The sequence below is a fragment of the Rhizobacter sp. P1_G5 genome (assembly GCF_056405435.1).
On record NZ_JBFUCB010000025.1, the window covers coordinates 1 to 23,305 of the forward strand.

16 protein-coding genes are annotated in these 23,305 nt (G+C 72.3%); 10 read left to right on the forward strand and 6 right to left on the reverse strand.

All coding sequences use genetic code 11. The features are described 5' to 3' along the window. Positions 1–142 precede the first annotated feature (142 nt). Positions 143–1,822: a FecR family protein gene (locus tag AC1D12_RS03500; RefSeq protein ID WP_477838875.1), complete on the reverse strand. Its 1,680-nt coding sequence runs from the start codon at positions 1,820–1,822 to the stop codon at positions 143–145. A 108-nt stretch (positions 1,823–1,930) separates the two neighbouring features. Here AC1D12_RS03500 and AC1D12_RS03505 point away from each other — a divergent pair, with 108 nt between their 5' ends. The 9 genes from AC1D12_RS03505 to AC1D12_RS03545 all read left to right on the forward strand — a co-directional run bounded on the left by AC1D12_RS03505 (position 1,931) and on the right by AC1D12_RS03545 (position 16,735). After that, positions 1,931–3,994, forward strand: a complete 2,064-nt coding sequence (locus tag AC1D12_RS03505; RefSeq protein WP_477838877.1) for an oxidoreductase — start codon at positions 1,931–1,933, stop codon at positions 3,992–3,994. Beyond that, complete coding sequence (locus tag AC1D12_RS03510) at positions 3,991–5,586, forward strand: phospholipase D-like domain-containing protein (RefSeq protein WP_477838879.1); 1,596 nt, start codon at positions 3,991–3,993, stop codon at positions 5,584–5,586. The genes AC1D12_RS03505 and AC1D12_RS03510 overlap by 4 nt, the downstream gene beginning before the upstream one ends. A 138-nt stretch (positions 5,587–5,724) precedes the next feature. Continuing rightward, complete coding sequence (locus AC1D12_RS03515) at positions 5,725–7,329, forward strand: DUF2138 family protein (RefSeq protein WP_477838881.1); 1,605 nt, start codon at positions 5,725–5,727, stop codon at positions 7,327–7,329. A 23-nt stretch (positions 7,330–7,352) separates the two neighbouring features. Next, the gene (locus AC1D12_RS03520) at positions 7,353–7,979 is read left to right on the forward strand and encodes a DUF1175 family protein (protein ID WP_477838883.1); all 627 of its coding nucleotides are present in this window, start codon (positions 7,353–7,355) and stop codon (positions 7,977–7,979) included. Beyond that, positions 7,976–12,586, forward strand: coding sequence for an MG2 domain-containing protein (locus AC1D12_RS03525; RefSeq protein WP_477824552.1), 4,611 nt, complete (start codon positions 7,976–7,978; stop codon positions 12,584–12,586). Before AC1D12_RS03520 ends, AC1D12_RS03525 begins: the two co-directional genes overlap by 4 nt. A 7-nt stretch (positions 12,587–12,593) precedes the next feature. Continuing rightward, positions 12,594–14,252 carry a DUF2300 domain-containing protein gene (locus AC1D12_RS03530; protein WP_477824551.1) on the forward strand — a complete coding sequence of 553 codons (1,659 nt, stop codon included), beginning with the start codon at positions 12,594–12,596 and terminating at the stop codon, positions 14,250–14,252. Continuing rightward, positions 14,249–15,019 (forward strand): YfaP family protein, encoded by a 771-nt coding sequence (locus AC1D12_RS03535; protein WP_477838885.1) that lies wholly within the window; start codon positions 14,249–14,251, stop codon positions 15,017–15,019. The genes AC1D12_RS03530 and AC1D12_RS03535 overlap by 4 nt, the downstream gene beginning before the upstream one ends. Next, positions 15,016–15,822 (forward strand): YfaP family protein, encoded by an 807-nt coding sequence (locus tag AC1D12_RS03540; RefSeq protein ID WP_477824549.1) that lies wholly within the window; start codon positions 15,016–15,018, stop codon positions 15,820–15,822. Before AC1D12_RS03535 ends, AC1D12_RS03540 begins: the two co-directional genes overlap by 4 nt. A 31-nt stretch (positions 15,823–15,853) precedes the next feature. After that, positions 15,854–16,735 carry a LysR family transcriptional regulator gene (locus AC1D12_RS03545; RefSeq protein WP_477824548.1) on the forward strand — a complete coding sequence of 294 codons (882 nt, stop codon included), beginning with the start codon at positions 15,854–15,856 and terminating at the stop codon, positions 16,733–16,735. Here AC1D12_RS03545 and AC1D12_RS03550 read toward each other — a convergent pair. The 4 genes from AC1D12_RS03550 to AC1D12_RS03565 all read right to left on the reverse strand — a co-directional run bounded on the left by AC1D12_RS03550 (position 16,719) and on the right by AC1D12_RS03565 (position 20,035). After that, a complete protein-coding gene (locus AC1D12_RS03550) occupies positions 16,719–17,993 on the reverse strand; it encodes a D-amino acid dehydrogenase (protein ID WP_477838887.1) in 1,275 nt (424 codons plus the stop codon). The genes AC1D12_RS03545 and AC1D12_RS03550 overlap by 17 nt on opposite strands. Further along, positions 17,990–18,742: a cysteate racemase gene (gene cuyB / locus AC1D12_RS03555; RefSeq protein WP_477838889.1), complete on the reverse strand. Its 753-nt coding sequence runs from the start codon at positions 18,740–18,742 to the stop codon at positions 17,990–17,992. Before cuyB ends, AC1D12_RS03550 begins: the two co-directional genes overlap by 4 nt. Positions 18,743–18,750: 8 nt before the next feature. Next, a complete protein-coding gene (locus tag AC1D12_RS03560) occupies positions 18,751–19,650 on the reverse strand; it encodes a transporter substrate-binding domain-containing protein (RefSeq protein WP_465110038.1) in 900 nt (299 codons plus the stop codon). Between the two features lie 103 nt (positions 19,651–19,753). Next, complete coding sequence (locus tag AC1D12_RS03565; RefSeq protein ID WP_047503591.1) at positions 19,754–20,035, reverse strand: DUF427 domain-containing protein; 282 nt, start codon at positions 20,033–20,035, stop codon at positions 19,754–19,756. Between the two features lie 176 nt (positions 20,036–20,211). On the opposite strand from AC1D12_RS03565, the gene AC1D12_RS03570 reads away from it, so the two are divergent. Next, on the forward strand, positions 20,212–22,053 hold the full coding sequence (locus tag AC1D12_RS03570; protein ID WP_477838893.1) for a sensor domain-containing diguanylate cyclase: 1,842 nt from the start codon (positions 20,212–20,214) through the stop codon (positions 22,051–22,053). Here AC1D12_RS03570 and AC1D12_RS03575 read toward each other — a convergent pair. Further along, a complete protein-coding gene (locus tag AC1D12_RS03575; protein WP_477838891.1) occupies positions 22,035–23,033 on the reverse strand; it encodes a helix-turn-helix transcriptional regulator in 999 nt (332 codons plus the stop codon). The genes AC1D12_RS03570 and AC1D12_RS03575 overlap by 19 nt on opposite strands. Positions 23,034–23,305: the final 272 nt, after the last annotated feature.

Sequence of the window (23,305 nt, forward strand, 5' to 3'; positions counted from 1 at the left end):
CGCCTGCAGGTCGTGCCAGGCGGTCTGCGCGGCCGCCAGCACGCCGGTGGCGGCGATCAGCGCGGCGAGCAGCAGGCTCGCCGCCAGCGCGAGGGCCACCGCGCGTCGGCCGGTCGGCGCGGTCCAGGTCATCGCGCGGCCCTCACAGCAACAGCAGCACGGCGGCGCCCGGCAGCAGCCACCACCACAGGCTGCGCGGCACGTCGAACTGCTGGGTCGCGCCCCACGCGCCGGTGAAGCCGTCGGCCTGCTGCGTGCGCACGCGCAGGTAGTAGCGGCCCGGCGCCGGCCGCGGCAGCACCAGCTCGGGCAGGTTCTCGCGCCGCTCCAGCACCAGCTGCGTGAATGCGGGATCGGTCGCGACCTGCACGTCGTAGGCGTCGTCGCTGCTGCGGGCCCGCCAGCGGAACACCAGGCGCTCGCCCTCGTCGCGCGGCGCCTCGAGCGCCACCGGCGGCGGCGTCTCGCGCAGTTCGAAGCTGCTGGCATCGCTGAACGGGCCGTGGTCGTCGCCGGCCGCGATGCTCGCGATGCGCCAGTGGTAGCGGCCGGGCGGCAGCGCAAGGGCGAGGCGTTCGCTGCCCACGTCGCGGCGGTCGATGCGGACGGTCTCGAAGCGCGCGTCGTCGGCCACCTGCAGGTGGTAGCGCTGCGCGGCAGCGGCCTTCGTCCAGTTGAACTCGACCCGCTCGCCGTAGGCATGCCCCTCGTCGCGCGGCTGGGTCGTGAACGGCGGCTCCGGGCGCGCCTTCAGCGTGAACGCCAGCTGCCCGCTGCGGCCTTCCAGCCCCTGCGGGTCGCGGGCGCGCACCTGCAGCAGGTAGCGGCCATCGGGCAGGTCGGCCCATTGCGCGGCGGGTTCGGTGAACTCGCCGTCGAGCAGGCGCTGGTTCAGCGCTTCGTCGGCGAAGACCTGCGCGCGGTAGCCGGCGGCGCCAGGCGGCGCCGGCCACGAGAAGCGCAGCGGCACGCGCTCATAGCGCGTCGGCAGCGTCGACAGGCCCGGTGCCGGCGGCAGCGGCCGCACCGGCGAAGCGCCGGCCCCACCGGCCACCATGCCGAAGCCGTCGCCGATGGTCGCCACCGGCTTGCGGCCGACGCTGGCCGCGACGCGCCCTTCGGTGACTTCGGCCGCCGTGCTGCCGGCGGCGGTGCGCACGCGGAACTCGGTGCCGCGCACGCCCAGCGTCAGCACCGGCGTGCGGATGTCGTAGGCCGAGCCGGGCGTGCGTTGCGGGTTGACGCGCGACTCCGCCTCGCCCTGCTCGAGCGAGAGCTGCGAGCGCGTGACGCCGCTGTGGCCGAACACCAGCAGCGAATCCATGCGCAGCTGCGAGCCGCCGGAGACCAGCACGCGGGTCGAGTCGGCCAGGCGCAGCGTCAGGTTCGCGTCGGCCTCGGTGCGCAGCAGGTCGCCCGGCTGCAGCGTGTCGCCGACCACCAGCGCGATGCGTTGGCCGGCGCGCTCGCGCTGGGCGCCGCCCGACAGGAAGGCGACGCTCGCGACCGTCGCCTCGGCGCGCAGCCAGGCCACCGGCAGGCGCAGCTGGCGGCCCGGCTCGAGCCGCTTCGGGTCGGCGACGCGGTTCAGGCGCTGCAGCCGGTGCCAGCCGCTGCCGGGGGCGAGGTAGCTGTTGGCGATGCTGTAGAGGGTGTCGCCGGGGACGACGCGGTAGTGCCAGTCGGTGGCCGGTGCGGAGGCGGCAGCGGCAGGAGGCGCCAGGTCGGCGGCCATCGCACCGGCGCAGGCGGTGCCCCATGCGAGCGCCGCAACGGCACCCCGCGCACTGCGCATTGCATTGCCGGCGGGCGAACGGGACATCGTGCCTCCCCTCTGACCCGATGCAACCCGGCGCGTCTATGCGGCCAAGCCCTGACCCGGCCCAGAGCGCGGAAAGATAGCATGGGCCGACCGCTTCGTGCCCTCCCGATGACCCCCTATCCTGCACCGTATCCCCACCTGCTCGACCCGCTCGACCTCGGCTTCGTCACGCTGCGCAACCGCGTGCTGATGGGCAGCATGCACACCGGCCTGGAGGACGGCCGCAAGCACTTCCCGGCGATGGCCGCGTTCTTCGCCGAGCGTGCACGCGGCGGCGTCGGGCTGATGGTGACCGGCGGCTTCGCGCCGAACATCGCCGGCTGGACCAAGCCGTTCGCCGGCTTGCTGGCCAGCAGCGGGGCGGCACGCCGCCACCGCGAGGTGACCGGCGCGGTGCATGCCGAGGGCGGGCGCATCGCGCTGCAGATCCTGCACACCGGGCGCTACGGCTACCACCCGTTCTGCGTCGCGCCGTCGCGCATCCAGTCGCCGATCTCGCCGTTCACGCCGCGCGAGCTGTCGGTGCGCGGCATCGAGCGGCAGGTCCGCGCCTTCGTGCGCTGTGCGCTGCTGGCGCGCGAGGCCGGCTACGACGGCGTCGAGATCATGGGCAGCGAGGGCTACCTGATCAACCAGTTCCTGGTGACGCACACCAACCAGCGGCGCGACGACTGGGGCGGCTCGTACGAGAACCGCATGCGGCTGCCGGTGGAAATCGTGCGCCGCGTGCGCGAGGCGGTCGGGCCCGATTTCATCCTGATCTACCGGCTGTCGATGATCGACCTGATCCCCGACGGCAGCAGCTGGCCCGAGGTGGTCGCGCTCGCGAAGGCGGTGACGCAGGCCGGCGCGACGATCCTGAACACCGGCATCGGCTGGCACGAGGCGCGCGTGCCGACCATCGCCACCAGCGTGCCGCGCGGCGCGTTCGCATCGGTCACGCAGACGATGCGCCGCGAGCTGCGCGCCGCCGGGTTGACGATCCCGCTGGTCACCAGCAACCGCATCAACACGCCCGAGGTGGCCGAGCAGCTGCTGGCCGACGGCTGCGCCGACATGGTGAGCCTGGCGCGCCCGCTGCTGGCCGACCCGGCCTTCGTCAACAAGGCGGCATCGGGGAAGCCGGAGTCCATCAACACCTGCATTGCCTGCAACCAGGCCTGCCTCGACCATGCGTTCAAGGCGCAGCTCGCGACCTGCCTCGTGAACCCGCACGCGGCGCGCGAGACGGTGCTGGTGCAACGGCCGGCGCGGCAGCGGCGCCGCGTCGCGGTGGTCGGCGCCGGGCCGGCCGGGCTGGCGGCGGCCTGCACATTGGCCGAGCGCGGCCATGCGGTCGAGCTGTTCGATTCGGCGAGCGAGATCGGCGGGCAGTTCAACCTCGCGCGGCGCGTGCCGGGCAAGGAAGAGTTCGCCGAGACGCTGCGCTACTTCAACCACCGGCTGCAGGCGGCCGGCGTCACGCTGCGCCTGAACACGCGGGCCACCGCCGGGCTGCTGGTGGCCGGCGACTTCGACCGCGTGCTGCTCGCCACCGGCGTGACGCCGCGCGACCCGAAGATCCCCGGCCAGGAGCTGCCGCATGTGCTCAGCTACATCGACGTGCTGCTGCAGCGCAAGCCGCTGGGCGACAAGGTGGCGGTGATCGGCGCGGGCGGCATCGGCTTCGACGTGGCGGAGTTCCTCGTCACGCCGCCGGGACACTCGCCGACGATGGACCTCGCCGAATGGCGGGCGGAGTGGGGCGTGGCCGATCCGTCCGAGGTGCGCGGCGGCGTCGTGCCGGCGCGGCCCGCGCCGGCGGCGCGGCAGGTGGTGTTGCTGCAGCGCAAGAGCGGCAAGCTCGGCAAGGGGCTCGGCAAGACGACCGGCTGGATCCATCGCGCGGCCTTGCAGATGAAGCAGGTCGAGATGATCGGCGGCGTCAACTACGAGCGCATCACGCCGCAGGGCCTGTTCGTCACCTACGGCGAAGAGCGGCGCGACGGCCAGCTGATCGAGTGCGACACCGTGGTGTTGTGCGCCGGCCAGCTGCCGCTGCGCGAGCTGCTGGAACCGCTGCGTGCGTCGGGTGTGACCGCTGACTTGATCGGTGGCGCCGACGAGGCGAGCGAGCTGGATGCGAAGCGAGCCATCGACCAGGGCACACGGATTGCCCTGGCGCTTGAATGAGCCGATTGCTGCGTACCGCCTTCGTCAGCCTGCTGTTCTGCCTCACCGGCCTGGGCGGCTGCGCCAGCCTGCCGCCACCGCAGCCGCATGCGCCGGTGCAGGCGCTGGCCGATCCGGAGAACACCGCGCTCGGCAAGTTCGTCGCGGCGAACGCGCCGGCGCCGGGCATCTCGGGCTTCCGCGTGCTGGCGTCGGGCGACGATGCGTTCGCCGCGCTGACCGCGCTCGCCGACCGGGCGCAGAAGACGCTGGACCTGCAGTACTACCTGATCCGCAGCGATGAATCGTCGCGCGCGCTGATGCAGCGCGTGCGTGCGGCCGCTGACCGCGGCGTGCGCGTGCGGCTGCTGATCGACGACCTGAACACCGCCGGCCAGGACGATGCGCTGCTGCGGCTGACGCAGCACCCGCGCATCGAGGTGCGGCTGTACAACCCGTTCCCGTCGGGCCGCATGGCGACCTTGAGCCGCGTGATGGCGTCGCTGACCGACGCGGCCCGCATCAACCACCGCATGCACAACAAGATGTTCGTCGCCGACAACGCGCTGGCCGCGACCGGTGGGCGCAACCTGGGCGATGCCTACTTCGTGCAGAGCGCGCAGAGCAACTTCCTCGACATCGACGTGCTGGTCGCCGGGCCGGCCGTGAAGGCGCTGTCGGCGGTGTTCGACGGGTTCTGGAACGACCCGCTGGCGTACCCGATCGGCCTGGTGGTCGATGTGCCGCCCGCATCCGTGTCTCCAGCGGCGAGCCAGGCTGAAGCGCCCGAGCACCCGGCGAGCGCGCTGGCCGGAGAACCCGCGGCCTCGGCACCGGCGATCGTCGCGAACGCCGCCCGGTCGACGCTCGGCACCGAGCTGGCACGCAACCAGCTGAAGCTGGTGTGGGCGCCGTCGCGCGTGCTGGCCGACAAGCCGACCAAGGCCAGCGCGCCGGCCACCGAGGAGGCGCCCGCGCCGGCGCACGAGGTGATCAGCGACGACGTCGAGGGCCTGTTGCGCGGCGCGCGCAGCGAGGTCGTGCTGATCTCGCCGTACTTCGTGCCCGGCGCGCGCGGCATGGCGCTGATCGACGACCTGAAGCGCCGCGGCGTGCGCCTGCGCGTGCTGACGAACTCGCTGGCCACCACCGACGCGCCGGCGGTGCACATCGGCTATGCGCGCTACCGCGAGCAGATGCTGAAGGCCGGCGTCGACCTGCGCGAGCTGCGCGTGCACCTGGACCTGCCGCGCAGCAAGGTCGGCTCGTTCGGTTCGTCGCAGGCCTCGCTGCATGCCAAGGTGCTGGTGATCGACCAGCGCGACGTGCTGATCGGCTCGATGAACATGGACCCGCGCTCGGCCCGGCTGAACACCGAGATGGGCGTCGTGATGCACAGCCCGGAGATCGCGCGCCAGCTGCTGCAGCTGGTCGACGAGGTCGGCAGCGCCAACAGCTACAGGCTGTCGCTCGACGCCGACGGCCGGCTGCTGTGGACGCTGTCGCCGCCCGGCGGCGCGCCGAAGGTGCTGACCAGCGAGCCGGAGGCGAGCCTGTGGCTGAGGCTGACGGTGAAGCTGCTGTCGCCGTTCGCGCCGGAGGAGATGTTGTGAGGATGCTGCGCGCCGATGCGGCCTCCGACCGTATTTCACGCTGATTTCATGACCAGTTCACCTGTCCCGCTTGCGGCACTGAGATGATGCCGCCCGTGCGCCGTCAAGAGCATGGCGCGGCTGGGAGGGGGAGAACCCGTGGGATTGAATCGAAAGCAATGGGCCGGCGTCGCCGTCGCGGTGGTGCTGGTGGGCGGCGGGATCGCGGTCGCAACGCTCGGCTGGTCGCGCTTCGGCGGCAACATCAACGCACTCGAGGTGGACCTCGGGCATCCGCTGGCCTATGTGTCGACGCCGGCGCTGTCGCGCCTGCCGCGCGACCTGGTCAAGGCGCCGGTGCTGCGCGACGTGCTGACCGAGGACTTCGCGTTCTATTACGAGGAGCATGAGAGCCGCCTCGGCCTGCAGGGCGCGCTGAAGCGCATCGCGTTCGAGCACGACACCACGCTCGGCGACAAGCTGATCGAGCTGGCGCTCGACGAGCCGGCCGAGATGGCGTTCTGGACCGATGCCAAGGGCGCGCCGCGCCACTGGGTGATCGCGATGACGCGCGGCGTGCTGGCGCGCACGCTGCAAGGCGCCGCCGCGCTCGCCACCAACGACCGCCAGCTCAGCGTGATCGACCAGATCCGCGTCAACGGCGAGACGCTGCCGGTGTACGCGCTGACGCTGTCGCYGCGCCGCACGCTGGCGCTGGTGGCGCAGGGCAACCGCGTCGTCGTGCTCAGCGACCCCGGCCTGCTGTTCGACAGCGAACGCCAGGTCGACGCCAAGTCGCGCGACACCGTGGCCGCGCTGTTGTCGGCCGATGCGAAGACGCAGGCGGTGTACCGGCGCGACTTCGGCCTGGGCGAGGCGGGCAACGGCCACACCCTGGTCGCCGACGCGCGGCTGATGTCGTTCGGCTACCAGCACTTCTTCCCCGGCCTGAAGGCCTTGCGCTTCGACCTCGCGCCGGGCGGCGCGGTGCTGGCCACGCACCTGCGCGTGGACAAGCCCGCGGCGCTGCCGGCCGCGCCGGCCGACCGCGCGCTGTGGTCGGCCGTGCCGGCCAACCCGGCCGCCTGCACGCTGCTGCCGGCCGACTGGGCGCGTGCCAAGGCGGTGGCTGGTTCGCCCGGCTGGACGGCGCTGGCCGACCAACTGGAGGGGCCGGCCGCGATCTGCTGGTACCCGCGGTCGCAGTTCCAGACGCCGCTGGTCGTCGCGCAGATGAAGGAAGGCGCCGCCGATCCGTCGGCCTCGCTCGACGCGCTGACCGACTGGCTGCTGCCCGCGAAGTCCACCAAGCTGACACCGGCCGCACGGGCCGGCAGCAACCGCTGGCAGCGCGAGGTCAAGGCGCCCTGGGGCCCGCATGGCGATGACGCGGCCACCACCTACCGTCCGACGCTCGCGCGCCAGGGCCGCTGGATCACGTTCTCGCCCGACGATGCGCTGGTCGACCAGGCGCTCGATGCCCAGGCCCGGCGCTTCCCGAGCGTCGCCGACAGCCTGCCGGCCGCCCGTGCGACGCTGGCCGTGATCGCGCCGCGCCAGGTGGCCGAACTGGCCCGGCGCGAGGCCTTCGAGGTGCTGCCGCCCGAGCAGGAGCTGTTCCGCCAGGCGGCCGAGCGCCAGCTGGTGCCGCGGCTCGATGCGCTCGCGAAGCTGCCGCTGTCGCGGGCGGTGGCCGATGGCCCGCCCGATGCGAACGGCTGGGTCGCGGTCGAGTGGCAGTCGCTGGCGTCGAAAGCCCGCTGATGGGCCACCCGATGGATCGCCCGATGCTGACCCGGCGCGCGCTGGTGCTCGCCGGCGCCCTGGCCGCGAGCGCCGGCCACGCCGCGCCGACGCGGCTCGACCGCGAGCAGTCGCAGCGTTTCCGCGACTGGATGACGCTGCTGATCCATGCGCAGATCGAACGCGGCCCGACGCCGCGCTGGACGCACCGCGACTGCGCCGGCCTGGTGCGCTTCGCGGTCGCCGAATCGCTGCGCGAGCACGACCTGGCGTGGAAGCGCGCCAACGGCCTGCTCGGCACGCGCCTGCCGCCCGACCTCGAGGCCGGCAGCAGCCAGGGCCTGCGCCATGCGTGGCGCCGCGCCGACGGCACGCGCGATGCCTTCGTCGGCGCGCTCGAGCTGGTGCAGGAGAACACCCGCCCGGTCGCGCGCCAGCTGACGCAGGCGGTGGCCGGCGACCTGCTGTTCTACGACTTCGGCGACGAGCAGCACCTGATGGTCTGGATGGGCCGCTACATCGCGTACCACACCGGCCGCATCGAAGCCAACGACAACGGCCTGCGCGCAGTGCGCGCGGACCAGCTCCTCGGATGGAAGGACACGCGCTGGCGGCCTTCCGACGACAACCCCAACTTCTCGGGCGTCCATCGACTGGCGTTCCTCGCATGAAGCACCTGCACAAGATCTCCTGGCCCGCACTCGCTCTGGTGGCGCTGCTCGCGCTGCCGCCCGTGGCGCCAGCGGCACCGTCGTCACCGATGCCGTTGCCGAATGCCTGGGCACCGTTCTCCGGCGAGCCCTTCTTCCTGCTGTCGGACGCGACCTTCGGCAGCACCGAGCTCGCGAAGGTGCGGCTCGAGGTGAACTCGCCGCAGATGCTGGAGCAGGCCGGCGGCGTCGACGTGCTGGTCTACCGCATCCCGCAGCCGCTCGACTTCCTGCAACGCCAGAAGCACCTGCACCGCGTGCAGGTCGATGCGCGGCCGGCCGAGCCGGGCCTGTCGAACACGCTGACGCACCTGTGGGACAACTGGTCCGTCAAGTCGCGCCTCGCGTGGCAGAAGCTGTTCTCCAGCGACGCGCGCCAGGCCGTCACCGCGCAGGCGCCGCAGCTGAAGACGCCGAAGGAACTGACGAAGCCGTCCACCTTCGAGGAGCCGCCGCAGTTCAAGCCGATCGCCGGCCTCACGGTGATCGAGCGCTTCCGCTACCCGGTGCAGGCCGCCAGGCCGATCGAGCCGCCGAAGGACCTGAAGCTGGCCGGCAGCAGCAGCGAGTTCATCAACCCGTCGCAGGGCAACGTCTGGGTGCCGATCGGCAAGCGCGCGCCCGGCCTGTACCTGGTCGAGGCGATCGCCGGCCGGCACCGCGCGACGACGCTGCTGTTCGTCAGCGACACCGTCGCGCTGACCAAGGTGTCGGGCGAGCAGATGCTGGTGTGGGCCGCACAGCGCGGCAACGGTGCCGCGGTGCCGAAGACGCGCGTGGTGTGGACCGACGGCATCGGCGTGCTGAAGAGCGGCGCGGCCGATGCGCAGGGCCTGGTGCGGCTGGACCGCAAGGCGCCCGAGCAGACCTACGTGTTCGGCGAAGACCCGGCTGGCGGCGTCTTCATCTCCGAAAACTTCTACTACGACAGCGAGATCTACGCGGCCAAGGTCTACGCCGTCACCGACCGCCCGCTGTACCGCCCCGGTGACTGGGTGCAGGTGAAGGTGAGCGGCCGCGAGTTCCGGAGTGCCCGCGAATCGGTGAGCCTGAAGGACGGGCCGCTCGCGCTGCAGGCGCTCGACCCGGCCGGCCAGATGATCGCGACGCAGTCGCTGCGCTTCAGCGGCACGCAGGGGGCCGACACCCGCTTCGCGCTGCCCGACAACGCGGCCGCCGGCGGCTACGAGCTGCGCCTCGCTATGGGCGAGGACGTCTACACCGCGGCCTTCCGCGTTGCCGACTACCAGAAGCCGCATTTCGAGATCACGCTGCTGGCCGACAAGCCCGACTTCGCGACCGGCGACCGCATCGGCGGCAAGCTGCAGCTGAACTACCCGGACGGCAAGCCGGTGGCCCATGCCCGCGTCAGCCTGACGGCGCGCGCGCAGAAGCTGACGATGGTCGAGGGCGAGCTGGACTACAGCGGCCAGTTCCCGCTCAAGCTGACGCAGGACGAGCTGCAGACCGACGGCAGCGGCGTCGCGAGCTTCTCGCTGCCGCCGGCCACCGAGCCGAGCCGCTACCTGCTGACGGCGCTCGCGACCGACGGCGCGGCCTGGCGCGTGCGCGCCTCGAAGGAGATCCTGATCGAGCGCGGCAGCGGCTCGTACAAGCTGACGCCGGAACGCCAGTTCTCGACGCCCGGCGAGGCGGTGGCCTTCAAGGTCAGCGCCGGCGCGCAGGCCGCGGCCGACGGTGCGCGCCCGGCGCGCTGGGAGTGGCTGCGGCTCGAGAACCGCGCGAAGGAATCGGGCGCGATGCCGGCCGCGGCCGGCGATGCGCTGAGCCTGCGCTTCCCGCAGCCCGGCGCCTACACCGTGACGCTGCGCGACGACAAGGGCCGCATCGTCGCGGCCACCTCCCACTGGGTCAGCGGCGACGGCCTGAAGGCACCGGCCGGCAGCGTCACGATGGTGTTCAACCGCGCCGCCTACCGCGCCGGCGACACCGCCGAGCTGCTGCTCGGCTTTCCGGAGCCGGTCGACAACGCGCTGCTGACGCTGGAGCGCGACCGCGTCGAGGCGACGGCCGTGCTCGGCCAGCCGGCCGACTGGGTCAGGAGCGAGCGGCTGGGGCCCACGCAATGGAAGCTGACGCTGCCGGTGCGCGAGGCCATGAGCCCCAACATGACCGTCTCGGTCGCCTACGTGAAGAACGGCGACTACGTGTTCCAGAACCAGGGGCTGATGGTCGAGCAGCCGCGCGTCGCGGTCGGCGTGCGCACCGACAAGCCGGTCTACGCGCCGGGCGACACCGTCACCGTCGACATCGACACGCGCCTGAACGGCCAGCCGGTGGCGGCCGAGGTGGCGGTGGGCGTGGTCGACGAGATGATCTACGTGCTGCAACCGGAGATCGCACCGGCCATCGAGGATTTCTTCTACCACCCGCGGCGCAACAACGTGCGCACCAGCGCCAGCCTGTCCTTCATCGGCTACGACCTCGCGACCAGCAAGCTCGGCGTGCTGCCGTCGTCACGCCAGGTGAACCAGCGCGCGGTCAAGGTGCTGGAGCGTCCGCGGCGCGACAACGTCGACACGGCGGCCTGGGAGCCGCGGCTCGCGACCGATGCGGACGGCCATGCACGGTTCACGTTCCGCATGCCCGATTCGCTGACGCGCTGGCGCATCACCGCGCGGGCGATGCAGGCCGGCGGCGCGGTCGGCCAGCAGGTCGGCTGGGTGCGCTCGGACAAGCCGTTCTACGCCAAGTGGACCAGCCCCGACTGGCAGCGCGAGGGCGACCGCGCGCAGGCCTCGATCGCGCTGTTCAACCAGACCGGCAAGCCGGCGCGCATCGAATGGGAGGCGCGCGGGCCGGGCGTCGAGCGCAAGGACACGCTGAGCGTGCAGCCGGGCATCAACTTCATCGCGCTGCCGATCGCGGCGGATCGCATCGGTGCGGCCGGCGTCAGCCTGCTGCTGCGCCAGGACGGCCGCGTCGTCGACCAGCTCGACACCACGCTGCAGCGGCTGCCGGTGGCCTGGCGCGCCGCGCGCGAGCAGGCGCTCGACATCAGCAGCGGCAGCGCCGCGCTGAAGCTGCCGCCGGACGCGACCCGCGTGCGGGTGGCCTTCGCGCAGGATGCGGCGGCCGGTGCCTTCAACCGCTGGATGGAGGACCTGATCGACTTCCCGTACGGCTGCGTCGAGCAGACGGCCAGCCGCATGCTGCCGCTGTCGATCGCGCTGCAGTCGCTGTCGCCAGCGCAGCAGCCGCTCGCGCCGCAGTTGACGCAGCGGCTGTCGACGGCGCGGCTGTCGCTCGCGCAGATGGCCGGCCCGCAGGCGCGCTTCGGCTGGTGGGGTCGCGGCATGAGCGACGACGCCTTCCTGACCGCGTATGCCTACTACGCCGACTGGCGTGCGACGCAGGCGCTGCGCACCAGCCTGCCCGACGAGCACTGGCAGCGGCTGCTGGACGTGTATGCGAAGGAGGGCAGCGCGCTGCCGCGGATCCAGCGGGCACTGGTGCTGTCGTGGATGCAGGAGATGGGGTTGTCGGTGGGCGCGATGAATGCGAGCCTGATCGAGGAACTGGGCGCTCAGGCGGCCGCGCCCGTGCCGGCCTCGATGCGGGATGGCAGCTGGGTGATGACGGAGGGGCCCGCCGCCGGTTCGCGCGACATCGCGCTGGTGCTGGCGCTCGACACCGCGCTGCGGGCGAAAGGCTCGGTCACGGTCGACGAGCGCGCGGCGGGCGATGCGGCCGCCGCGCGACTCGGCGACTCGCCGTCGCCGTTCGTGCAGTCGCTGCTGATGGCGACGCGCCGCAGCGGCACCGAGAAGGCCGGCGAGCTGCTGGGCCAGGTGGGCGCCGACATGCCGACCTTCGATCGCGCGCAGACCTTGCTGTGGCTGCAGCGCGCGCTCGGCCGCAAGCCGGAGGCAGCCGCCGATGGCGTGACACTGGCCGCACCGTGGCAGCGCAGCATCAGCAGCAGCGGCGACGTCACGTGGACGCTGCCGGCCGGGGCCGCCCTGCCGGCGACGCTCGCGCTGCCGGCCGGTGCCAAGGCGGCCTGGGCCTACGTCAGCTACGAGAGCCGCGAGGCGCAGGCCCCGGCGCTGCCGGTCAGCATCAAGCGCACGCTGTGGCGCGTGGTGACGGAAGCGAAGCCGGCGGCGGCGTCGCAGCCGGCCGGGCAGCAAGCCTCGCCCGACAACGCCCGCATGAACGTCACGCTGGAACGGGTCGAGCCCGGCACGCCGCTGGACACCAACGCGCTGTACCTGGACCAGGTCACGCTCGGTGCGCCGAAGGCGATGCGCTGGGCGCTGCTCGAGGTGGCGCTGCCGCCCGGCGCCGCGGTGGAGGCCAGCACCTGGGGCCTGGACCTGAGCGGCCAGCCGCTGGAACGTGCGCGGCACGAGCCAACGCCGCAGGGCTATGCCGTGCCGGTCGAGAAGCTCGAGGCCGGCGGCTCGGTGACGCTGCGCCACCTGGTGCGCTTCGCGCAGCGCGGCCAGTTCAAGCTGCCGCCGTCGCGTGTGCACCGCATGTACCAGCCGGAGGCCAAGGGCGTCGACGAGAGCGGCGCCTGGTCCACCGTCGAGGTGCGCTGAGGTCGGCATGTTCATCCGCTTCCCGATCGCCATTGCCCTGTTCGCTGCCTGCAGCGTGCAGGCGGCGCCTGCCACCCGGCTGGCGTGGCTGCAAGGCGACCAGACGAGTGCGTTGCAGCGCAGCGGGGAGGGTGCGCAGCCGCTCGCTTCGCTGCCGCGCATGCCGCTCGGCAGCACCTGGAAGCTGTTCGTGCACGGCTACCTGGTGGCGCGCGGCGAGCAGGAGCCGGCCTACCGCTGCACGGCGGCGCAGCGGCCGCCCGACGATGACTACTGCTGCGACCCTGGCGCCTCCGTCGGGCGCGACGAGGCGCTCGCGCGTTCCTGCGGTCCGTATTTCGAACCGAAGCGGCTGGCGCTGTCGCCCGACGACTGGGCGCGCTTCTGGCGCGAGCAGCAGGCGCCGGCCTGGCTGCAGCGGCTGGACGCGATGCAGCCCGGCACCGAGGTCGCGCTGCCCGAGCTGCTGCAGGCGCTGCGCCATGTGCCGGCGGCGTCGCGCCTGGCGGCGCGGCAGGCGCTGCTGCCGTCGGCCACGCGCGATACCGCGGTGCTGGCAGCGCTCGGCGGTGGCCCGCGCTACAAGACCTGGTCGTGGCGCATCGATGGCGAGCGTGCCGGTGGTGCCGTCGGCTGGCTGGCCGACGGCACGCCGTTCTGGTTCGGCGCCGCCGGCACCAGCCGCACCGCATTGCAGTCACAGGCGGCGTGGATCGCGCGGCAGTGGTCGGCCCACGGGCTCGCCGCGCCGCGCGCCGACGCCGCCGCGCTGGCGGCGCAACCGTGCATCGACGTGCGCTTCTTCCAGCGCTACCCGATCCGCGCGGTGCTGCGGGCCGATGGCAGCGAGGCACCCGCCGGCCCGCTGAATGGCCGCCACCGCATCGCATTCCGCAACGGCACGCAGCTGCCGGTCGATGCGGTGCCGGCGCTGCAACTTCGCCTGGAACGCGACGGCCCGGTGATCGATGCCCGGCTGCCGCTGGAGGACTACGTCGCCCGCGTCGTCGACCGGGAAGGCCGCGCGACCGAGCTCGAAGCCGCCCGGGCGCTGGCCATCGCCGCGCGCACCTACGTGCTGCAGAACGCGCCGCAGGCCGAGGCCTGCCGGCAGATCGCCGACGACAGCCGCACGCAGCGCGTCAGCCCGAACCCGCCGAGCGAGGCGGCGCGCGCGGCGGCGGCCTTCACCGACGGCCTGGTGGTGGCCGGTGCCGTGGTGCGCTACCACCGCGACCAGGCCTCGCCCGGCGTGCTGTCGTGGCAGGCCGCGGTGACGGCGAGCCGCCGCGGCGACGGCTTCGAAACCATCCTCCGCAAGGCCTGGCCCGGCATGACGCTGGCCGGCGCACAGGTCGCCGCCGATTGCGAGGCGGTGCCGCAGGCGCACGACTGGCTGCTGCAGCGCCAGCAGCGCTGGCGCGAGCTGCTGCGCCGCGAGGCCGGCTACCAGCCGCTCGGCCCCGAGCTGCGCGTGTGCCAGCTCGCGATGGGCACGCCGCACTCCGACCAGCGGCGGCTGGAGATCCGCGTGCGCGAGTGGCTGAGCCGCGAAGGGCGCGTGACGCTGATCCACGAATACCTGCACCTCGCCTTCCGCGACCATCCGCGCGGCCAGGACGAGGCCTACATCGAACAACTGGCTCAACGACTGGCCGATTCATGAAGATGCTCATTCCCCTCGTGCTGGCCGCTTCGGCCACCGGTGCCGCGGCACAGGCCGTGATCGACGCGCCGACCTCCGGCTGGCGCAGTGCGCCGCCGCGCCAGCGCGACTTCGTGCAGGAAGTCCACTACCCGGCGGCCAGCGTCAACGTCAACGGCCGCTCGGCCACCGCGCTGATCCGCGGGCACATCGGCGCGGCCGCGAAGGCCCGTGCCGACGGGGCGCGCCAGCCGGCGCGGCTGGTGGTCGACGGGGTCGCGATGCCGCTGTCGACGGATGAAGACGGCGGCTTCGCGCGGCCCTGGTCGTTCGGCAGCGGCAGCCACGGCGTCGAGGTGCGCGCACCCGGCGGCGGGCCGGTCAAGCGCACGCAGTTCTACGAGGCGCAGGCCGGCCGCGTGCCGACGCGCCTGCGCGTCGTGCTGAGCTGGGACAGCGACAACACCGATCTCGACCTGCACGTCGTCTCGCCCGACGGCGAGCATGTGTTCTACGGCGCGCGCGTGGCCGGCAACGGCGGCGCGCTCGATGTCGACGTGACGACCGGCTTCGGCCCCGAGATCTTCGCGACGCCCAGCCCGGTGCGCGGCGCGTACCACGTGTTCGTCAACTACTACGGCGCCGGCGAGCGGCGCGACGTGATCACCACCGCGCAGGTTGCGATCGTCGAGGACGAAGGCACGCCGCGCGAGAAGCAGCAGGTGTTTCGCGTGCCGATGCGCAAGCCGGGCGAGCTGACGCTGGTGCATTCGTTCCTGGTGCCATGAAACGCAGGCTGCTTGCGGGGCTGGCCGCCGCGGCACTCGGCACCGCGATGGGCCCGGCCCATGCCGACCCGGAGGTGACGATGACGCACCCGCCCGGCGGCTGGACCTACAGCGGCATCTCCGACGACCCCGGCCGCGTCAGCTACGCCTACCCGAACAACCTGATCGAGCGCGGCGGCCAGCGCGGGCGCACGCTGATCGAGGGCCGGCTGAAGCAGGTCGGTAACGCGCGCGGCACGCCGACGATGGTGGTCAACGGCAATGCGATGCCGCTGTACACCGGCGATGACGGCCGCTTCGCGCGGCCGTATGCCTTCGGCCCCGGCTCGAACGGCATCGAGATCCGCGACGCCGAGGGCCACAGTCGCAAGCGCGTGCAGTTCTACGAGGCGAACCGGCTGAAGAGCCTCGCGAAGATCCGCATCATCCTGGCCTGGGACGACCCGCAGGCCGAGCTCGACCTGCACGTGATCACGCCGGACGGCCAGCACGCGTTCTTCGCGGCGCCGGTGCTCACCAACGGCGGCGGGCTCGATGTCGACAGCGTCGACGGTGCCGGGCCGGAGATGTTCTCGATGACCGCGCCGATGCCGGGCGTGTACCACGTGTACGTCAACTACTGGGGCAACTTCGGGCCGGGCGGCTACCACTTCGACGAGTCGACGCGCCAGCAGCCGGTGATCACCGCCCGCGTGACGCTGGTGTTCGACGAGAACACCGGCGCCGAGCGGCGCGAGACCTTCACGGTGCCGATGCGCAAGATCGGCGACCTGATGCTGGTGCGTTCGGTGCGGCGCGGCTGAGAGGCATCGAGAAGGCGATACTCCCCGCGCCATGCGCATCAAGCACGTCGAAGTCTTCAACGCCATCATGCTGACCGGCACCGTGAGCGGGGCCGCGCGCCTGCTGCACGTCACGCAGCCGGCCGTCACGCAGACGCTGCAGCATGCCGAGTTGCAACTCGGCTACGCGCTCTTCACGCGCCAGCGCAACCGGCTGGTGCCGACGCGCGAGGCGCAGGCGCTGTACCCCGAGGTGCAGCGGCTGGTCTCGCAGCTCGAATCGGTGCGGCGCCTGGCCGGCGCGCTGCGCGGCGGCCAGCAGGCGGCGCTGCGCATCCTGGTGGTGCCGTCGCTCGCGGTGCATGCGCTGCCGCAGGCGCTGGCGCTGTTCCGCCAACGCCATCCGTCGCTGCCGGTGGCGATCCGCACGCTGCACTCGCCGGAGATCGCACAGGCCATCGCGCTGCAGGAGGGCGATGTCGGCATCGTGTTCGGCCCCGGCCAGCATCCCGCGGTACAGCAGGTGCCGGTCGCGCAGGGGCGCATGGTGTGCGTGTCTGCGGCGCGCAGCGGCGACCGGCGCAGCACCGTCGAGCTGGCCGAGGTGCTGCGCAGCAGCTTCATCCGCATCGACGAGCGCGACCCGATCGGCGCGATGCTCGCCGAGCAATGCGCCCGCGAAGGCCTCGCCCCCGAAGGGGGCATCACCGTGCAGACGCACCACATCGCGATGACGCTCGCGGCGCAGGGCTTCGGGCCGGCGCTGATCGATTCGTTCACCGCCGCGGCGGCCGACGACACGCTGCAGGTGCGCACGCTGGTGCCCGAGGTGCCGGTCGTCATCAGCGCGCTGCTGCCGCAGGGCGAGCGTTCGCCGCAGCCGGTCGACGACCTGATCGACGCGTTCCGCCGCGTCGTCAGCCCGGCAGCCTGAACGGCGTCGCGTCGATCGACGGTGTGCGGTCCTGCATCAGCTGCGACAGCAGCCAAGCGCTGCCGCACGCGAGCGTCAGGCCGAGCGCGCCATGGCCGGTGTTCAGCCACAGCCCGCCGATGCGCGTCGGGCCGATCAGCGGGCGCGAACTCGGCGTCGACGGGCGCAGGCCGGCCCAGGGCTCGGGGTCGCCGGTCTGGAAGGCGCCGGGGAAGGTGTCGGTGGCAGCCTGCAGCATCGCCTGGATGCGGCGCGGATCGATGCGCAGATCGGCACCGCGCAGCTCGGCGAAGCCCGCGATGCGCACCCGCTCGCCCAGCCGCGCGTAGACCAGCTTGCGCGCCGCATCGGTCACGCTGACCTGCGGTGCCCGCGCGGCGTTCGCGACCTGCAGGCTGACGCTGTAGCCCTTGATCGGCTCGATCGGCAGCTGCACGCCGAGCGGCCGCAGCAGCGCGGCGGCGCCGGGGCCGGCCGAGACGACGAAGGCATCGGCCTCGATCTCGCGCTCGCGATCGGGTCGGCCGGCATCGACGCAGCGCAGCGCGTGCACGCGGCCATCGCGCTGCACGAAGCCCGCGACGCGCGTGTCCATGCGCCAGCGCGCACCGCTGGCCGTGGCCAGCGCCTGGCTCAGCTGCTGCGCATCGGTGACGGCCTCGTCGGGCGTCCAGATGCCGAAGGCGATCGGCGCGCGGTCGTGCGCGAGCGCGGGCTCCTGCCGCCGGCACGCCTCGGCGTCCAGCACGCGCTGCCGGCAGCCGAACCGGGCCTGCCAGGCGACCTGTCGCTGCGCCGCGTCGCGCTTGCCGGCATCGCGGTGGATCACCAGCTTGCCGGCGTGGCGCACCTGCACGCCGAGCGGCTGCTCAGCCGGCGCTTCGCGTTGCCAGCGCGCCAGCACGTCGCGGCTCAGGAACGACAGCCGCAGCAGCGCCTCGGTGGTCTGCTGCACGCGCGCCTGCGTGCAGGCGCGGATGAAGGCGGCCAGCCAGCACCAGTGCGACAGCTGCCAGCGCGGCTGCCACGACAGCGGGCTGTCGCGCGACAGCAGCCAGCCGGGCAACTGCCGCAGCGCGGCGGGTGTGGCGAGCGGCTCCACATAGCTGTAGCTGAGCTGCGCGCCGTTGGCGCGGCTGGCGCCCTGGCCGGGGCGGTCGGCGGCGTCGACCAAGGTCACCTGGAAGCCCTCGCGCGCGAGCGCCATCGCGGTCGCACTGCCGACCACGCCGGCGCCGATCACGCAGACGTGCTTCATGCCGCCAGCGCGCCGGTGGCTTCAGCTTCTCGCTGCGTGAGCGACCACGCGACGACGGCGCGCGCCAGCGCATCGGTCGCATCGATCACCGGCAGGCCGAGGCCCGCTTCGTCGAGCACCAGCGGCAGCTCGGTGCAGCCGAGCACCAGCGCGTCGGCGCCGCGCCGCCGCAGCGCCTGCGCGGCCTGCATCAATGCGTCGCGGCCGCGCGCCAGCTCGCCGGCCTTCACCGCGGCGATGCCCGGCATCACCAGCTCGACCATCTCGACCGCGGTCGGCAGCACCCACTGCACCGCACGCGGCTGGGGCCGGTTCAGGTACAGGCCGGAGGCGAGCGTCGCGTCGGTGGCGAGCAGCCCGAGGCGGGCGCCGGGCGCGCGGCGGGCGGCCTCGGCCAGCGCCGCATCGGCGAGGTGCAGCATCGGCAGGCCGAGCGCCGCCTGCAAGTCGTCGAACCACAGGTGCGCGGTGTTGCAGGGCAGCACCAGCAGCCCGACGCCGGCCGCCGCCAGCCGCTCGCCGCAGGCCAGCAGCGCAGGCAGCGGCGATTCGCCGTCGCCGCGAAAGGCTGCTGTGCGGTCGGGCACCTGCGGAATRCTGCTGACCATCATCGGCACATGGTCCTGGTCGCGGCGGRCCGGCGTCGCGGCCAGCACCTTGTGCAGGAAGTCGAGCGTCGCGAGCGGCCCCATGCCGCCCAGCACGCCGACCAGCCCCGCGCTGCGCGGCGTGCGCGCTGCGTCGTTCATGGCCGTGTTCAGGTGGCCGGCTTGTCGCTCAGCGCCTTCAGGTTGTCGCGCAGCTCCTGGCTCATCGGCGCCTGCAGGTTGATGCCCTTCGGCGGAATCGGCGACTGGAACCACTTCTTGTAGAGCGCCTCGAACTCGCCGCTCTGGATCAGCGCGGCGATCGTGTCGTCGACCAGCTTCTTGAAGGCCGGATCCTCGCGCCGCACCATGATGGCGTACGGCTCGACCTGGATCGCCTCGCCCACCACCGCCAGCTCGGCCGGGTTGGCGGCGCTCGCCTTCAGGCCGTACAGCAGGATGTCGTCCATGCCGAACGCGACCGCGCGGCCGGTCTGCACCATCAGCGCCGACTCGGCATGGTCCTTCGCGCCGAGCAGCTCGATGCCGAGCTTCTTCTCCTCGTTGAGATTGCGCAGGATCTTGTAGTTGGTGGTGCCGGTGGTCGACACGACGGGCTTGCCGGCCAGGTCGGCGAGCGACTTCACCGGCGTGCCGGCCTTCACGAGGAAGCGGGTGCCGGTGTAGAAGTAGTTGGTCGCGAAGGCGACCTGCTTGCCGCGCTCGCTGTTGTTGGTGGTGGAACCRCACTCGATGTCGATCGTGCCGTTCTGCAGCAGCGGGATGCGGTTGGCCGAGGTGACGGCCTGCAGCTGCACCTTCAGGTCGGCGCGRCCGGTGGATTTCTTCACCGCCTCGACCACCTTGTTGCAGATGTCGGCGCCGAAGCCGACCGGCTGCGCCTTGTCGTCGAGGTACGAGAACGGGATCGACGATTCGCGGTACGCGACGCCGATCACGCCGCTCTGCTTGACCTTCTCGAGCGTGGTCTCGGCCTGTGCGAGCAGCGGCAGGCCACATGACATCGACAGGGCCAGCAGCGAAAGTGCACGAACGGATTTCAGCGACATGGGGTCATCCTCGGACTGCGGTTGCGGTGCCGGGATGCTAGCCAGCTTCGTGCCCGGCCGGGCATCGGTTCTTGCCCTCAGCCCATCAGCCTGGCTTATGGATTCAACGCTCGACCTGCACGCCTTTCCAGAACGCGACCCGGCCCTTGATCTGCGCGGCGGCCTCGCTCGGTTGCGGGTAATACCAGACCGCATCCGGGTTCGCCTCGCCGTTCACCAGCAGGCTGTAGTAGTGCGCCTGCCCCTTCCACGGGCAGCTGGTGCGGTGGTTGCTGAAGCTGACGTATTCGCGCTTCAGGCTGCTCTCGGGGAAGTAGTGGTTACCCTCGACGACCACCGTGTCGTCGCTCTCGGCGATGGTCACGCCCTTCCAGACTGCCTTCATTGCGTTCCTTTCATGTCGCTGGTGTCGATCGATGGTAGCGGGGCCCGCCCGCACCCCCGTGATTGAAGGAAAAGCCCGCTGTTGCGCCAAGGCCGTTTGGGCTTATCGTGGGCACGGCCGCTCGATCGGCTCGCCCGGGGAGAACGAGACAGCCCCACACGAGGTCGTTGAACAACATGCTCACGGCGCAGGCCCGTTTTCGACGCCGCAGCCTGGCCTGGATCGGCTGGGTCCTGCCGGCGTTGGGATTGCTGGTGATCGTTTTCATGTGGGCCTACGTGCTGCACAGCCTGGAGGCCGAGCGCGACCGGGTGGTTGCCGATTCGTATGCCAGGGCGCGCAGCCTGAACCGGGCCTTCGAGGCCTACACCGAGCGTGCGCTGACCCATGTCGATCAGGTCAGCGCCTTCGTGGCCTACAACGTCGAGCAGCGCGGGCGCGATGTCGACCTGCCCGGCCTGCTGAGCCAGGGGCTGGCCCGCCAGCCCGGCCTGCTCGCGCTGTACCTGACGGACGCGCGCGGCGAGGTGATCGCGTCGACCGGCGACGGCGTCGGGGCGAGCCTGGCCGGGCGCGAGGATTTCCAGGTGCATGCCGAGGGCCGCGAACCCGGGCTGCACATCGGCAAGCCGCAGGGCGGCGGGACCGGCTCGCCCTGGACGATCCAGCTGAGCCGGCGCCTGCAGACCCGGCAGGGCGACTTTGCCGGCGTCGTCGTGGTGTCGGCCGATCCGTCGTACTTCACGCGCTTCTACGACGAGCAGCAGCACGGCCGGCTCGGCCTCATCACCTTTCTCGGGCTCGACCGGACGGTGCGTGCGCGTCGCTCCGGCGACCGGCTGTGGTACGGCGACGCGGCCGGCAGCAGCACGCTGCTGGCCGCGCTGCAACAGTCCCCCGAGGGAACGTACAGCGGAGCGAGCCGGCTCGACGGCGTGCCTCGCCTGCTGGCGTACAAGCGGCTGGCCGACCGGCCGTTCGTCGTGGTCACCGGGCTGGCGGTGTCCGAGGTGATGGCCGGGCATGAAGCGCGCCGCCGCGCGGAACTCGGCACCCTGGCGGCGGTGACGCTCGTGCTGCTGCTCGCGTTCGGCGGGCTGAGCGTGCTGGTGCAGCGGCTGCGGCGCAGCGAGGTGCAGCGCCACATCGCCGACCGGCGGCTGCGCGAGGTGACCGACAACCTGCCGGCGCTGGTCGCCTACATCGACACCGCGCAACGCTTTCAGTTCTGCAACGCGACCTTCCAGGCCTGGCTGCACCTCGACCCGGCGGCCCAGGTCGGCCGGCCGATGGCCGAGGTGCTCGGCCCGGCGCTGTACGAGGCGCGGCGCGCGGCGGTGGAGCAGGCACTGGCCGGCGAGCGCGTCGAGTTCGACGTCGAGACGCCGGTGAACGGCGAGATGCGCTGCCTGCACAACGTCTACATCCCCGACCGGGCCCGCGACGGGCGCGTGCGCGGGCTGTATGCGCTCAGCAGCGACGTGTCGGCGCAGAAGGCGGTGGAGCGGCAGCTGGCGGCGCTGGCCCGCGTCGACGCGCTGACCGGCCTGCCGAACCGCCACGCGCTGAACGAGCGGCTGCACGAGGCGCTGGCGCGTGCCGAGCGCAGCGGCGACCTGCTGGCGCTGATGTTCCTCGACGTCGACCGTTTCAAGGACATCAACGACCGGTTCGGCCACGGCACCGGCGACCGCGTGCTGAAGGAGTTCGCCGAGCGGCTGCGCGGCAGCGTGCGGGCGACCGACACCGTCGCGCGGCTGGCCGGCGACGAGTTCGTGATCGTGCTCGAGGGCCTGGGCACCGACGTGGAGCCGACCGCGGTGGCGCAGAAGATCGTCGCGCAGATGAACCGGCCGTTCGAGGTCGACGGCCAGGTGCTGATGGTGACGACGAGCATCGGCGTCGCATTCCACCGGCACGGCAACCTCGACCCGGCGGCGCTGCTGGCGCGCGCGGATAGCGCGCTCTATGCGGCGAAGATGGCGGGGCGCAACACGTTTCAGCTGTCCTTGCTGTAGCGCGCCGCGGCCTTCGCGAGCCGCGCCGCGATCGTCGCCGCGAGCGCCTTGTCGCCGGCCACGACGACGCTGTCGCCGTGGCGCAGGATGTCCATCGTCAGCTCGGTCGGGTCGCTGTACGGCACCTGCAGCTCGTAGCGGCCGTCGTCCAGCCAGCGCGCCCTCTGCTGCGGATGCCACTCCTCGTTGGCCACCCATTGCGCCGCATCGGGCTGGAACACCAGCGTCGCCCACTTCAGCGCGCTGCCGGTGCCGCTGTAGATGCCGTAGCCGGCGTCGAGCGCGGATTCGAGGTCCTTCACCGCGACGTGGCGGGCGCGGCTGTCGAGCGGGCGCGCCTCCTGCACCGCGTCGAGCGCGAAGCGGCGCAGGCCATCGCTCGCATGGCACCAGGCGTCGAGGTACCAGGTGTTGCGGTAGTTCACCAGCCGCTGCGGCGAGACCTCGCGCTCGCTGGTGCTGCGGTCGGTGCGCTTGAAGTAGCGCAGCCAGATGCGCTTGCGCTGCACCAGCGCGCTGCCCAGCAGCTCGAAATGGCGGCTCGGCGTGCGGCGGCGCGCGGTGGCGATCATCTTCACGCGCCGCATCAGCTCGCGCGCCTCGCTCTCGTCGGCGCCGAGCATGCCCTGCAGCTTGTCGACCATCGGCTGCAGGTGGCGCGACAGCACGCCGTCGTCGTCCAGCCCGGCCATCAGCTGGTGCATCGTCAGCAGCGCGTGGATCTCCTTCTCGCTGAACCAGACGCCCGGCAGCTCGTGGCGGGCGCCGGGCAGCGCATGGTCGTCGCCGTGCTCGAAGCGATAGCCGTTCTCGAAACGGTCGTAGACGATGGGCGCGCTGAGGCGGTCGCGCAGGTACTGCAGGTCGCGCTTCAGCGTGGCCGGGGAGATGTCCAGCTCGTCGCGCAGCGCGTCGAAGCTGACGCAGCCGCGGCTGCGCAGCAGCAGTTCGATCTTGTAGAAGCGTTCGGTCCGGTCCATGTCGGTCCAGGTTGCTATCAGGCGGGTAGCTCACCAGATGAGCCAGCCGCGCAAGCATACCTGGATGTCTTTTCGGTGCCACGTGCACCGGTGGCTCATCTGGTGAGCTACCCGGCCGAAATACTTCGCTCCATCGCTGCTTCATGCGGCGGACCACCACGGAGCCGAACGATGACCCCCACCTTGCCGATTCCTATGCCGCCCCCCGATCAGCCGACCCCCGCGCAGCCGACCCAGGTCCTGCCGAACAGCCTGACCGCGCACGAACACAT

Coding starts and splice junctions, on each gene's coding strand:
- AC1D12_RS03520 (WP_477838883.1), top strand. CDS start 7,353: ATGCTGACCCGGCGCGCGCTGGTGCTCGCCGGCGCCCTGGCCGCGAGC.
- AC1D12_RS03565 (WP_047503591.1), bottom strand. CDS start 20,035: ATGAAGGCAGTCTGGAAGGGCGTGACCATCGCCGAGAGCGACGACACG.
- AC1D12_RS03570 (WP_477838893.1), top strand. CDS start 20,212: ATGCTCACGGCGCAGGCCCGTTTTCGACGCCGCAGCCTGGCCTGGATC.
- AC1D12_RS03505 (WP_477838877.1), top strand. CDS start 1,931: ATGACCCCCTATCCTGCACCGTATCCCCACCTGCTCGACCCGCTCGAC.
- AC1D12_RS03510 (WP_477838879.1), top strand. CDS start 3,991: ATGAGCCGATTGCTGCGTACCGCCTTCGTCAGCCTGCTGTTCTGCCTC.
- AC1D12_RS03500 (WP_477838875.1), bottom strand. CDS start 1,822: ATGTCCCGTTCGCCCGCCGGCAATGCAATGCGCAGTGCGCGGGGTGCC.
- AC1D12_RS03540 (WP_477824549.1), top strand. CDS start 15,016: ATGAAACGCAGGCTGCTTGCGGGGCTGGCCGCCGCGGCACTCGGCACC.
- AC1D12_RS03535 (WP_477838885.1), top strand. CDS start 14,249: ATGAAGATGCTCATTCCCCTCGTGCTGGCCGCTTCGGCCACCGGTGCC.
- AC1D12_RS03550 (WP_477838887.1), bottom strand. CDS start 17,993: ATGAAGCACGTCTGCGTGATCGGCGCCGGCGTGGTCGGCAGTGCGACC.
- AC1D12_RS03525 (WP_477824552.1), top strand. CDS start 7,976: ATGAAGCACCTGCACAAGATCTCCTGGCCCGCACTCGCTCTGGTGGCG.
- AC1D12_RS03575 (WP_477838891.1), bottom strand. CDS start 23,033: ATGGACCGGACCGAACGCTTCTACAAGATCGAACTGCTGCTGCGCAGC.
- AC1D12_RS03545 (WP_477824548.1), top strand. CDS start 15,854: ATGCGCATCAAGCACGTCGAAGTCTTCAACGCCATCATGCTGACCGGC.
- AC1D12_RS03530 (WP_477824551.1), top strand. CDS start 12,594: ATGTTCATCCGCTTCCCGATCGCCATTGCCCTGTTCGCTGCCTGCAGC.